This window comes from Bradyrhizobium macuxiense (genome assembly GCF_001542415.1).
Taxonomy (GTDB): Bacteria; Pseudomonadota; Alphaproteobacteria; order Rhizobiales; family Xanthobacteraceae; genus Bradyrhizobium; species Bradyrhizobium macuxiense.
On record NZ_LNCU01000115.1, the window covers coordinates 121,238 to 133,285 of the forward strand.

11 protein-coding genes are annotated in these 12,048 nt (G+C 64.9%); 3 read left to right on the plus strand and 8 right to left on the minus strand.

The features are described 5' to 3' along the window. The first annotated feature begins 75 nt into the window (after positions 1-75). Positions 76-1,029 carry a cation diffusion facilitator family transporter gene (locus AS156_RS35190; RefSeq protein ID WP_066513957.1) on the plus strand — a complete coding sequence of 318 codons (954 nt, stop codon included), beginning with the start codon at positions 76-78 and terminating at the stop codon, positions 1,027-1,029. A gap of 27 nt (positions 1,030-1,056) precedes the next feature. On the opposite strand, the gene AS156_RS35195 is transcribed toward AS156_RS35190, so the two are convergent. Continuing rightward, positions 1,057-1,254, minus strand: a complete 198-nt coding sequence (locus tag AS156_RS35195; RefSeq protein ID WP_066513958.1) for a hypothetical protein — start codon at positions 1,252-1,254, stop codon at positions 1,057-1,059. A gap of 199 nt (positions 1,255-1,453) precedes the next feature. On the opposite strand from AS156_RS35195, the gene AS156_RS35200 reads away from it, so the two are divergent. Then, positions 1,454-2,710, plus strand: a complete 1,257-nt coding sequence (locus AS156_RS35200; RefSeq protein ID WP_066513959.1) for an adenylate/guanylate cyclase domain-containing protein — start codon at positions 1,454-1,456, stop codon at positions 2,708-2,710. Between the two features lie 149 nt (positions 2,711-2,859). On the opposite strand, the gene AS156_RS35205 is transcribed toward AS156_RS35200, so the two are convergent. The 4 genes from AS156_RS35205 to AS156_RS35220 all read right to left on the minus strand — a co-directional run bounded on the left by AS156_RS35205 (position 2,860) and on the right by AS156_RS35220 (position 7,798). Then, the gene (locus AS156_RS35205) at positions 2,860-4,101 is read right to left on the minus strand and encodes an MFS transporter (protein WP_066513960.1); all 1,242 of its coding nucleotides are present in this window, start codon (positions 4,099-4,101) and stop codon (positions 2,860-2,862) included. Positions 4,102-4,247: 146 nt separating this feature from the next. Next, a complete protein-coding gene (locus AS156_RS35210) occupies positions 4,248-6,005 on the minus strand; it encodes a flotillin family protein (RefSeq protein ID WP_066513964.1) in 1,758 nt (585 codons plus the stop codon). Positions 6,006-6,008: 3 nt separating this feature from the next. Continuing rightward, positions 6,009-6,671, minus strand: coding sequence for an OB-fold-containig protein (locus AS156_RS35215; protein ID WP_066513966.1), 663 nt, complete (start codon positions 6,669-6,671; stop codon positions 6,009-6,011). Then, positions 6,668-7,798, minus strand: coding sequence for a PspA/IM30 family protein (locus AS156_RS35220; RefSeq protein ID WP_066513968.1), 1,131 nt, complete (start codon positions 7,796-7,798; stop codon positions 6,668-6,670). Before AS156_RS35220 ends, AS156_RS35215 begins: the two co-directional genes overlap by 4 nt. 121 nt (positions 7,799-7,919) lie before the next feature. Here AS156_RS35220 and AS156_RS35225 point away from each other — a divergent pair, with 121 nt between their 5' ends. Then, positions 7,920-9,290, plus strand: coding sequence for an Nramp family divalent metal transporter (locus tag AS156_RS35225; protein ID WP_066513973.1), 1,371 nt, complete (start codon positions 7,920-7,922; stop codon positions 9,288-9,290). 11 nt (positions 9,291-9,301) lie between these two features. Here the strand turns inward: AS156_RS35225 and AS156_RS35230 are convergent, their stop codons facing one another. From AS156_RS35230 to hemB, 3 genes are all read right to left on the minus strand, one after another. After that, on the minus strand, positions 9,302-10,078 hold the full coding sequence (locus AS156_RS35230) for an arginyltransferase (RefSeq protein ID WP_066513978.1): 777 nt from the start codon (positions 10,076-10,078) through the stop codon (positions 9,302-9,304). 85 nt (positions 10,079-10,163) lie between these two features. Next, complete coding sequence (locus AS156_RS35235; RefSeq protein ID WP_066513981.1) at positions 10,164-10,703, minus strand: RDD family protein; 540 nt, start codon at positions 10,701-10,703, stop codon at positions 10,164-10,166. 154 nt (positions 10,704-10,857) lie between these two features. Then, entirely contained in the window at positions 10,858-11,922 is a 1,065-nt protein-coding gene (gene hemB / locus AS156_RS35240) for a porphobilinogen synthase (RefSeq protein ID WP_066513983.1), read from the minus strand. Positions 11,923-12,048: the final 126 nt, after the last annotated feature.

Sequence of the window (12,048 nt, forward strand, 5' to 3'; positions counted from 1 at the left end):
GTGTGATAGTATCCGTATTTCACCGCGCCTATAACCATCGCCGAGGACATTCAGCAGGCGACGGTTGCCGTGCCAATGGCGCACCACCATCATCACGACCATGACCACGACGGTCATTCCTATGGGCATTCTCATGGCCACGTCGGGCACAGCCACGCGCCCGACGGTTTCGGCACGGCGTTCGCGATCGGCGCGTCGCTGAACACGGCGTTCGTCGTCGCCGAACTGATCTTCGGCTACAGCGCCAACTCGCTCGCACTGGTCTCCGACGCCGTTCACAATTTCTCCGACGTGATCGCCTTGCTGTTGGCCTGGGCCGGCGCGTGGCTGGCGGGCAAGCGGCCCACCGATACCCACACCTACGGCTATCGCCGCGCCTCGATCCTGGCCGCGCTGATCAATGCCGGACTGCTGCTGATCGCGGTCGGCGGCATCGCGGTCGAGGCGATCAACCGCTTGCGCGAGCCGGCCGAGGTGGCGAGCTGGACCGTGGTCTGGGTTGCGGCGCTCGGCATCCTCATCAATGGCGGCACGGCGCTGCTGTTCATGCGCGGCCGTGACACCGACCTTAACGTCCGCGGCGCCTATCTGCACATGGCGGCGGATGCCGGCGTCTCGCTCGGAGTCGTCGTCGCAGCACTACTGATCATGGCGACCGGCTGGCAATGGCTCGATCCCGCGATCAGCCTCATCATCGCCGTCGTCGTGCTGGTGAGCGGCTGGGAGCTGGCGCGCGACAGCGTCAACCTGGCGCTCGACGCGGTGCCGAAGGGCATCGATTTCAAGGTGGTGAGGGACTATCTGCTGACGGTCGAGGGCGTCACCGAGGTTCACGATCTGCACATCTGGGCGATGAGCACGAGCGAGACCGCGCTGACCGCGCACCTTGTCTGCCCCGGCGGCCATGACGACGCCTTCCTGCATCACGTCTGCGCCGAGCTCTCGCACCGCTTCAGCATCCACCACGCGACGCTGCAGGTCGAGATCAGCAGCGAGACCTGCAAGCTGGCGCCTGCGGAGCTGGTGTAGGGCGGCCGGCCGCGATGGCGTGACCGGCTATCCTTGCGGCGCGGAGGGTGCAGTCGTCGCCGGCGGCGAAGCGGGCGTGTGTTTCGGCTTCAGCGTTCCGGCGTAGAACGACAGGGTGAAGACCAGGATCAGGCAAACCAGGTAGACCGCATAGGATTGCGGCGGCTTGATCGCCCATTGCACGAAGCGTTGGACCGGAGAGGTCGGGCCAGTGTCGTTGTCCATGGCGTTTTGTGCGCGAAAGCTGACCCAAAGGGAAGCGCAATCCGCCGTCCCTCGGCGGGGTGGCATTGCATGGAAAACGTCAGCCGCTGGGTTGCATTGTCGGATTGGGATTCGCATCTGTGAGGGACCCGTCCACGGCCCTCAGCCTAGCGCGGACACGAGCCTTTCTCCCGCACCAATTGCCCGGCATAATCCATCCATGGAACCGACGTCCCGTTTGCACTTGACGAATTGGCTGGTCCGCCAGGGCCTGACGGGCTTGCCCGAAAATGACCTGCTGCGCGGCTTTTGCGAACGCTGCCGGTCGGCGGGCATGCCGCTGTCGCGGGCGATCGTCTTCATCGATACGCTGCATCCGATCTTCGAGGGGCGCGGCTTCCGCTGGAACGACGGCGAGAGCAACGAGGCTGACATCTTCGAATACGGCCCGACGAGCACGGGCGAGGCCAGCCAGAACTGGCGGCGGTCGGCCTTCTATCACATGCTCGAAAACGGCCACGACGAGATGGTGATCGATCTCGCCGACGCCTCGCACGATTTCTCGATGATCGGCGAGCTCGCGGAGAAGGGGCACAAGCATTTCGCCGCCTTCGTCCATCGCTTCGGCGAGGCGGGCACGATCGGGGAGATGGACTGCTTCTATTCCTACTACACGACGCGTCATTCGAACGGGTTCGACGAGAACCACATGGCCGCGCTGCGCGACCTGGTGCCGGTGCTCGGGCTTGCGATCAAATCGGCCGCGCAGGTCGAGATCGCACGTACGCTCGGGCGGGTCTATCTTGGACGTGAGACGGCGGAGCAGGTGCTGCGCGGGCGGATGCAGCGCGGCGTCACCGAGAAGATCAAGGCCGTGTTGTGGTACTCCGACGTGCGCGGCTCGACTGCGATCAGCGAGCGCATCGGCCCGGACGAGATCATTCCGTTCCTCAACGACTACGCGCAGGCTTCGATCGACGCGATCCATGACGCCGGCGGCGAGGTGCTCAAGCTGATCGGCGACGGCGTGCTGGCGATGTTCACGAACGAGAACATGGCGGGCGCGAAGCGGGCGTCGCTGCGGGCCGAGCACACATTCCGCAGCAACCTGGATGCGCTGAACGTGCGTCGTGCCTCGGAAGGCCGGCCGACCACCTCGGCCTATGTCGGCCTCCATGTCGGCGAGGTGCTCTACGGCAATATCGGCAGCGAGGACCGGCTGGATTTCACGGTGGTCGGACCCGCGGTCAATGAGGTCAGCCGGATTGCCTCGATGTGCGCCTCGGTCGACCGGGAATTGCTGACGTCGACGGCCTTCCGCAGTGGTCTCGACGCGGCCGGCCGCAACTATCTCGTCTCCACCGGCCGCTTCGTGCTGCGCGGGATCGGCCACGCGCAGGATCTCTATACGCTGGATCCCGCCGTTGCCGCCGACGAGGTGGTCGGCGGCAAGTACGAGCGGTACCTCGCGAGCTAGGCTCTCTCATCGTCATTCTCCGTCATTGCGAGGAGCTCGCGACAAAATTGCAGAGCAATTTTGCGCTGAAGCGACGAAGCAATCCATGGTCCCGCATATGCGGAGCGACGGATTGCTTTGCTTCGCTCGCAATGACGCAAAGTGCGGCGCTAGCACCGCGCGGGCTCGCCGACCATGTCGGGCTGCCGCGTCAGCGATACCGCGGGCGACATCAGGATCACCAGCGCCTGCGCGGCGAAGATCGCGACCGCGAGGTACAGGCAGGCTTCGGCACCGTAGAGACCGCCGACGATGGCGCCGAGCGCGGAGCCGAGCGGGCGAGCGCCGTAGCTCATGATGTTGATCGCCGAGACCCGGCCGAGCAGCGAAGGCGGTGTCACCGACTGCCGGAGTGTGGTGGTCGAGATCACCCACAGGATCGGGCCGACGCCGAGCAGGAAGTAGCTCAGGCCCGCGAGCAATGGTGTCGGAAACCAGGTCGTCAGCGCCATCACGGCGGCGGCGACGAAGCCGGTCACCGGGCCGAGTCCGATCACGATGCCGAACGCCAGCCGCTTCATCACGCGGGTCGCGAACAGCGCGCCAACCACCATGCCCACGCCGTACATTGCGAGTGTCGTGCCGACACCGGTCGCGCTGAGGCCGAGATGGTGGACGGCATAGGGCACGAACACGGCGAGCAGCAGGAAGGAGGCGGTGTTGAAGATGAACTGCGTGATGAACACCGGGCGCAGCAGGGCGTGGTGCATCACGAAGGCGGCGCCTTCCTTGATGTCCTGCAACGGATGACGCCGCGGAGCGGGCGCACGCGCCGGCTCATAGAGGCCGGCGAGCAGCACGACCGCTATCGCCGACAGCGCCGCGGCGAAGCCGAACGCGGGCGCGGCGCCGACCCAGCCGACCAGCACGCCGCCGAGCGCGGGGCCGCTGGCAAAGGCGACAGTGCGTGCCAGCTCGATGCGGGCATTCGCTGCCGGCAATTGCTGTGACGTCACCAGCGACGGCACCAGCGCGGGCGCGGCGACGCTGTAGGCGACAGTGCCGCAGACAGCGACGAATCCGAGGAAGGCGAGCAACGGCAGGGTCAGGAAGCCCAGCCAGATCGACAGCAGGATGGTTGCAAGCGCGGCTGCCCGCAGTGCCTCGGAGCCTGCCATCACCCAGCGCCGCGATACGCGGTCGGCGAGCAGGCCAGCGGGAATTGCGAACAGGATGAAGGGCAGCGTCAGCGCGGTCTGCAGCAGCCCGGTCTGACCCTCGCCGACGCCGAGCAGCAGCACGGCGACGATCGGTGCAGCGGCGAGCGCAATCTGCTCGGCCGATTGTGCGGCAAGGTTGGACCAGGCCAGGCGATTGAACGTGGCTGGCAGGTGAGGCGTGTCGGCGGACATGGCAGATTCCTGTAAGGATTTGATCTCTCCATAGTGTGTGATTGGAAGACGTCCGATCCCACCCGTTTCCCGACAACCCCAAAGCAAAGGCCCGCCGAGAGAATTCGGCGGGCCTTTCGATGAGATGTCAGAGCCGACTCAGATCATCACGGCGATTTGGGAGTGCTGGCGAGCTGGCCCGTGATCGTTCCGACCAGCGGCGTCGTTGGAATGTCGTTGACGGTCGCAGGTGTCTCCGCCGCAACAACTTCGGCCTTTCGTTGCGCCAATGCACTGGTCAGGCTGGTCAGCGCGTCAGGTCCGGCCGGGAAACCCGCCTCGGAGAGGATCTTGTCGATCATCGGCTTGAATGCCGAGACCGATAGCAGTTGCGCGGCGAGCCCGTCGCCGAGCCCGAGACCGCCATTGCCGTTGGCATGCCCGTTGGCGCCGCGGCCGAGCATGCTGCCGGTATCGAAGATCCGGATGTCGGAAATCTTCTCTATCGGCTTCACCGCCTCGGCGAGCGCATTCGGAATGACGTTGATGCGGGCGAGGTTGAGATCGTAGGCGATCATCTCCGCGCTCAATTTGTTGCGCGCCTCCGCCTTCAATGTCGCGACCTCGGCCTCGGCCTGGCCCAGCGCCTTGACGCCGGCGGCGCGGGTGGTGGCAGCGGCCGCGTCGGCCTTGGCGAGCACGTTGGTGGCCTCCGCCTTGTTGGCGGCGGCCTGACGTTCGGCCTCGGCCATCACCGTGATCGGCATCGCGTTGGTCTCCGCGACCTTGCGCGCCGCGATCACGTTGATGATCTTGTCGCGCTCGGCGACCTCGGTGGCGCGGGCGGTCGTGACCTTTTCTTCGGCCGCAATGGCAACCGCACGCGCCGTCTCTGCGATGGTCTGCGCTTCAGATTGCTCCTTGTTCTTGTTGGCGACGACGATCGCCGCTTCCTGCGCCACGATCTGGAGATCGCGCTCCATTTCGGTGGTGCGGCGCTTCACCGCGAGATCGGCCTCGATCTTGCGGGTGTCGCGGGCCTGGTTGGCCTCGGTCTGCTTGTTGGCGACCGCGAGCTCCTGCTGGATGCGATATTCGGCTTCGTTCTGCAGCGCGGTCTGTTCGACCTGTGCGGTCTGCGCCCGCATCGCGGCGGTCTTGTTGGCGATATCGCGCTGCTGGGCGAGTTCTGCCTCGCGCTTGGTGCTTTCGATCGTCAGCGTGGTCTGCCGCGCCGCCAGATCCTGCTGCGCGATATTGACTTCGGTGGTGCGGACGATCTGGTTACGCTCCTGCTCGCGCTCCTTGGTGATCCTGGTCAGCGTGGTCAGTCCGTGGGCGTCGAAGAAATTGCTGGGATTGAAGTGCTTGATGTCGCTCTGGTCGAGCTTGGTCAGCGACACAGATTCGAGTTCGAGGCCGTTGTTCTGGATGTCGGCGCCGACCGCGTCCTGCACGGCCTTGACGAAGGTGGCGCGCTGCTCCTGCAATTCCTCGAGGTTCATGGTTGCGGCGACCGAGCGCAGGCCGTCCACGAATTTCGCCTCGACCAGCTCGCGCAGCTCCGCGGCATCGTTGGTGCGGTTGCCGAGCGTCTGCGCGGCGAGCGCGATCGACGAACTGTCGGGTTTGACGCGGAGATAGAACTCGGCGCCGATGTCGACGCGCATGCGGTCCTTGGTGATCAGCGAGTCGGGGCCGCCGCGGGCGACCTCGAGCCGCAGCGTCTTCAGGTTCACGGCCGCCGTCGAATGGAAGATCGGCAACACCAGCGAGCCGCCGTCGAGCACGACTTTCTGGCCGCCGAGCCCGGTGCGGACATAGGCTTCATCGCGCGTCGAACGCTTGTAGAGCTTTGCGAAGATAAGACCGATGACGAGGATGACGAGAACGCCAATGGCGACGGGTACAGCAAGTTCCCACATGTGTTATGCCCTGTTGGAAGATTGTTGTTGTTCAATGAGGTCGGCGGGAGCGGCAATGGCGATGAAGCTTTTGGCGTCGCGATCGACCAGCAGCACGCTGGCGCCGACCTGCAACGCCTCGGAATCAGGGCTGGCACGCGCCGATACAGTGTGCCAGTTGCCGAAGACATCCTTGAGACGGACGCGGCCGGGCAGGCCCTGATCGAGCGGGCCGACCGCCACGGTCGCGACCTTGCCGACGAAGTCGCGATCATCGACCGCATAGCTCTCGTCGCGCGGGATGATGCGGGCGAGGCCGCGGCTTGCGTTCCTGATCACGGGGATGCTGCCGAAGGCAGCCGCCACCGCGGCAAGCGAGACGGGGATGGCGGTGCCTACGGCATGCGCCAGGCCCTGAAGCAGAAAGCCTCCGATCGAGAAGATGCCAAGTACCAGGATGATCAGAATCAGGAGGGGAAGCCGTCCGGCGTTGATCCAGAGAAACAGGCCACTGAGAGCGTTGTGGCTCTCGGCCTCGACCGCGAAGTCCTTGCCGATGAATTCGCTGATCGAAAGTCCGACCATGGTGGTCAGCAGCTCGATGCCGCCAAGGGTCACCATGATCGCAGCCGCGACCGCGAAGGGCCGCACGTCGGGGGCGAGCAGGATGTCGCCAACTGCACTCATTGTTGTGACTTTATCCTTTCAAGCCGCGCCGCGATTTCCTTTTCGCGGTGCAAGCGATCGAGTTCGTCAAGCTCCTTGTCGCCGAGCACGCTTGCTGCGGGAACGCCGGTCACCCGTGCGATCGCCGCCATGGCGCGCTCAGCACTCAATGCATTGGTCGCTGTGGGAGCCCGGCTGGTTTCCTGCTGGGTCTCCCGGATCAGACTTTGTTCGAGATCGGTTAATCGAGCCTCTGCCTCGCGCCGCGCGCCGAGCATGGCCTGCAGGGCTTTGGTCTGCTCGTCGATTTCGAGCTCGATGAAATCCATCGCGCGTTCCAGCGCGATCATCTGGGACTCCAGATCAATTTGCCGTGCGACGCCCGCGCGCGCGAGGTCTTCGCGATTTTCCGCAATTGCGAGGCGAATCTTTTCGGTAAGATTTGCCGTCTCGGTATCCAGTTCGTCACGCCGCTTCTTCAAGCGAAACTCTTCGGCGCGTGATTTGCCGAGTGCATAACGCGCTTCGTCGGCGCCCGCATCGATCTCGCGGATGGCCTGTTTGACCAGCGCGACCTTGTTGGCGTTCTCGGCGTTGTCGATGGTCTGGCTCGCGATGGCGGCAAGAAGCCGGCCCATGCGCGCAAGGATGCCTTCGTGAAGCATGGTCTTCTCCTCCGGTTGTGCAGATTTGGATTTGACGGCGATGTGGATTTCGTAGCCGCGTCCATCCGAGACCAGATGCGCCGGGAAGGGGCTTTCCCAGCCCGAGACATATCCCGGCACCTCGAACGGCACCAAGACGCGTCCGCTGAGAGTGCTAATGGTCAGTGAAGTTGGACCCTTGATCGCGAACAACTTGTCGTCGAGCGGTATCCTGCGGATCGTCGCGTCGGTGGCATAGTTGGCGCGGTCGCGCAGGCCGAGCGTCACCAGGCGCGCGGGCAGGCCGGTCTCCTTGCGAATCCTCTCGTAGGCCTGGGCGTGCAGCGAGACGAGGTTGGCACCAACAGGGGCGACTTCGGCGAGGATCGCCATCATGCGGTCGTAGGCGGCAAACGTCGCCTCGATCGCCTCGATGCCCGATGGATCGGGGGCGAGGGCATAGCGCAGCGTTGCGGTCGGCGTTTCGACAGGCAACTTGATCATGCATTCAACGTAAAGCACTTCCTCAGTGCTTTACAAGCGGCGTAGCTGGTATCATTTTCGTGAGCCTAGATGCAGTTGCAAATGAGTTGCATTAACGACTCGGATCGGCCATCTTGTCAGCATGGATGCCCGAACGCCCCAAGCGACTGCCGCTTCTCTCCCCGACGCCCTGCCGGGCGCTGCCGGTTGGCGCCGCGATGCCGGTCATGCGCGGAGCCTGCCGGAGGTGAATTCGACGGTCGCCGTGCCGACGGGCGGACTGTGGTTCCGGCGCCTCATCGCCTTTGCCGGTCCGGGCTATCTGGTGTCGGTCGGCTATATGGACCCCGGCAATTGGGCCACCGACCTCGCTGGCGGGTCCAAGTTCGGTTACACGCTGTTGTCGGTCATCCTGCTCTCGAACCTGATGGCGATCCTGCTGCAGGCGCTTTCGGCGCGGCTTGGCATCGCCACCGACCGCGATCTGGCCCAAGCCTGCCGCGCGACCTATTCGCGGCCGGTGAATTTCCTGCTTTGGCTCGCCTGCGAGGCCGCGATCATCGCCTGCGACCTTGCCGAGGTGATCGGCACCGCGATCGCGCTCAAGCTGCTGTTCGGCATCCCCTTGGTCGGCGGTGCGCTGCTTGCGGCGCTGGATGCCTTCCTGCTGCTGCTCCTGATGAACCGCGGCTTCCGCTTCCTCGAGGCTTTCGTGGTGGCGCTTCTGATCGTCATCGCGGTCTGCTTCGCGGTCCAGATCGCCGCCGCCGCACCGCCGATCGCCGGTGTGATCGGCGGCTTCATGCCGTCGCGCGAGATCGTCACCAATCCCGAGATGCTCTACATCGCGATCGGCATCATCGGCGCCACCGTGATGCCGCATAATCTCTACCTGCATTCCTCGATCGTGCAGACCCGCGCCTATCCGCGTACCGAGGAGGGCCGGCGCGACGCGATCAAATGGGCGACGACGGATTCCACCATCGCCCTGATGCTGGCGCTGTTCGTCAATGCCGCGATCCTGGTGCTGGCGGCCGCGACCTTCCACAAAAGCGGCCATTCCGACGTCGCCGAGATCGATCAGGCCTTCGAGCTGCTGTCGCCGCTGCTTGGCCTCGGCATCGCCTCGACGCTGTTTGCGGTGGCGCTGCTCGCATCCGGCCTCAACTCGACCGTGACGGCGACGCTGGCGGGCCAGATCGTGATGCAGGGCTTTCTCGACCTGCGGCTGCCCGACTGGGCGCAGCGGCTGGTGACGCGCGGCATCGCGATCATCCCCGTCGTCGTGGTCGCCGCGCTCTATGGCGACAGCGGCACGGCGCAGCTCCTGGTGTTCAGCCAGGTCGGGCTGTCGATGCAGTTGCCGTTCGCTGTGATCCCGCTGGTGCGCTTCGTGTCCGACAAGCGCAAGATGGGCACCTTCGCGATTTCCGTCCCGGTTGCGATCGCGGCGTGGATCGTCGCCGGCCTGATCGTGATCCTGAACGTCAAGCTGTTGATCGATACGTTCTGAGGCTGACGCGCTCAGTCCTGCGGCTCCGACAGCGCCTCGCCGGTGGCGTCGACGCGCAGCCAGCCGCTGGGCGCGAGCCGCTGCTGGGGCAGGAAGCGGCTCTTGTAGTCCATCTTCCGGGAGCCCTCGATCCAGTAGCCGAGATAGACGTAGGGCAGGCCCTGCCGGCGGGCACGAGCGATATGGTCGAGGATCATGAAGGTGCCGAGCGAGCGGCTTTCCTGCGACGGCTCGAAGAACGAATACACCATCGACAGCCCGTCGCTGAGCACATCCGTCAGCGCCACCGCCATCAGCTCGTCGCCGCGGCCGGTGATGGCGCTGTCGACGTTGCGCTTGCGGTATTCGATGATCCGGGTCTCGACATGGCTGTCCTCGACCATCATCGCGTAGTCCAGCACCGTCATGTCGGCCATGCCGCCGTTGCGGTGGCGGCGGTCGAGATAGGCGCGGAAGACCGAATATTGCTCGGAGGTCGGCACCGCAGTGCGCTGTTCGCCGATCACGTCGGCGTTGCGGGCCAGGATCTTGCGGAAGTTGCGGGACGGGCGGAATTCATTTGCGATCACCCGGACCGAGACGCAGGCCCGGCATTGGTCGCAGGCCGGGCGGTAGGCGATCGACTGGCTGCGGCGGAAGCCGCCATGGGTCAGCAAGTCGTTGAGATCGCCCGCTTTGTCGCCCACTAGATGCGTGAACACCTTGCGCTCATGCCGACCCGGCAGATAGGGGCAGGGCGAGGGCGCGGTCAGATAGAACTGCGGGGTATCACGCGAGTGCTGGGTCACGTCGGATCGTCAGGCTCCACAAACAAACAGGCAGCCGAGTTAGCATCGCCCTCCAGAAGCTAACGGTCAATTGGTTTAGGCGGGCCTAATAGGCCCGCGCAGCCGGGGTCACCTGGGTCCGAACCGAGCTGTTGATAATGACGGTTCCCAGGATGACATCGTGCAACAGCCGCCGGCGGCCGTTGAACAGGCCGACCAGCAGGACCAGCGGCGACAGGAACGACACCGTCGCCCAGAACAGGACCGCATGGATGGCGCCGAGCACGAAATAGCCGGGGGCGCCGTACCAGGTGCGCAGTTCCAGATCCACCATGCGCATGCCAATGGTGGCCGAGTGGACCCCGCCGATCGAGGCGCCGTAATAGACGATCGCCCAGATGATCGAGGCCGGCGACACCAGCCAGAACAGCGCCCAGCCAAGGCCGAGCGTGACCACGCCGAACAGGGCGATGAAGATCACCGCCAGGATGATCGGCACCGACAGCACCACGAGGTCGATCAGGAACGCGAACACGCGTCGCGTCAGCACGCCGCGGAACAGTTCCGGCTGCGCCCAGGGATCGAACGCATGCGGCGGAACGCCGCCGTCGTTGCGCCAGGCGCCGCCGTCATTGCTGTAGGACATGACCAACCTCCGATGAAAAGTCCCGCGCAGGACATGGGAGCCGGCGACGCGGCTGCAAGCCCGCGCTGACATTAACAAGCCGAAATATTCAGGCGATTCGGCGGCTGGGCGGTCGTTGCAACGAGGCGGTCTTTCAACGGGCGGTGACCGTCCGTCAGCGCTCCGCCCTGATCTGCTCGGCGGCCTGCGGTGCGAAATAGGTCAGGATGCCGTCTGCGCCGGCGCGCTTGAAGCCGACCAGACTCTCCATCATCGCGCGCTCGCCGTCGATCCAGCCATTGGCCGCGGCGCCTGCGATCATCGCGTACTCGCCAGACACCTGGTACACGAAGGTCGGCATCGCGAACGTGTCCTTCACGCGACGGACGATGTCGAGATAGGGCATGCCTGGCTTCACCATGATCATGTCGGCTCCTTCGGCGATGTCGAGCTCGACCTCGCGCAACGCCTCGTTGGTATTGCCGCAGTCCATTTGATAGGTGCGCTTGTCGCCGATCAGCGTCTTGGCCGATCCGATCGCGTCGCGGAACGGGCCGTAGAAGGCGGAAGCGTATTTCGCCGCGTACGACATGATCTGCACGTCGCCGAAGCCGTTGTCGTCGAGCGCATCGCGGATCGCGCCGACGCGGCCGTCCATCATGTCGGACGGCGCGATCACGTCGCAGCCGGCCTCCGCCTGGGTCAGCGCCTGCTTCACCAGCACCGCGACCGTCTCGTCGTTGAGGATCCTGCCGTCGGCGATCAGCCCGTCATGGCCGTGGCTGGTGAAGGGATCGAGCGCGACGTCGCAGAGCACGCCGATATCGGGAAACTCCTTCTTGATCGCGCGCACCGCTTGGCAGACGAGGTTGTCGGAATTGAGCGCCTCCGAGCCCTGCTCGTCGCGCAGGGACGGCTCGGTGAAGGGGAATAGCGCGATGCATGGGATGTTGAGCTTGGCGGCGCGTTCGGCGTCGCGGACGATCTGATCGACCGTGAGCCGATCGACGCCGGGCATCGAGGCCACCGGCGTGCGCGTGTTGCGGCCGTCCACCACGAACATCGGCCAGATCAGATCGTCGGTCGTCAGCACGTGCTCGCGCACCAGCCGCCGGGCCCATTCCGACTTGCGGTTGCGGCGCGGGCGGATTGTGAGGTCGAGCGACGGCGAGGCGAGGGCGTCGGTCTGTTGCCGCGGCTCGTCGCGCAGTTCGATCGGGCGCCCGAATTTGATCGCCATGTCTGTCTCTCCTAACGGCCGGCTGGTTCCGGATCTGATATAATTCCGGTTCTAGCATCTTTCAGGGGGCATCGTCATTGCACCCTGATGCGCCCTTGATTTGCCGCAACGGCAATTGATTTTGCA

Coding starts and splice junctions, on each gene's coding strand:
- hemB (WP_066513983.1), bottom strand. CDS start 11,922: ATGGCGATCAAATTCGGGCGCCCGATCGAACTGCGCGACGAGCCGCGG.
- AS156_RS35195 (WP_066513958.1), bottom strand. CDS start 1,254: ATGGACAACGACACTGGCCCGACCTCTCCGGTCCAACGCTTCGTGCAA.
- AS156_RS35200 (WP_066513959.1), top strand. CDS start 1,454: ATGGAACCGACGTCCCGTTTGCACTTGACGAATTGGCTGGTCCGCCAG.
- AS156_RS35215 (WP_066513966.1), bottom strand. CDS start 6,671: ATGAGTGCAGTTGGCGACATCCTGCTCGCCCCCGACGTGCGGCCCTTC.
- AS156_RS35190 (WP_066513957.1), top strand. CDS start 76: ATGGCGCACCACCATCATCACGACCATGACCACGACGGTCATTCCTAT.
- AS156_RS35210 (WP_066513964.1), bottom strand. CDS start 6,005: ATGTGGGAACTTGCTGTACCCGTCGCCATTGGCGTTCTCGTCATCCTC.
- AS156_RS35220 (WP_066513968.1), bottom strand. CDS start 7,798: ATGATCAAGTTGCCTGTCGAAACGCCGACCGCAACGCTGCGCTATGCC.
- AS156_RS35225 (WP_066513973.1), top strand. CDS start 7,920: ATGGATGCCCGAACGCCCCAAGCGACTGCCGCTTCTCTCCCCGACGCC.
- AS156_RS35205 (WP_066513960.1), bottom strand. CDS start 4,101: ATGTCCGCCGACACGCCTCACCTGCCAGCCACGTTCAATCGCCTGGCC.
- AS156_RS35235 (WP_066513981.1), bottom strand. CDS start 10,703: ATGTCCTACAGCAATGACGGCGGCGCCTGGCGCAACGACGGCGGCGTT.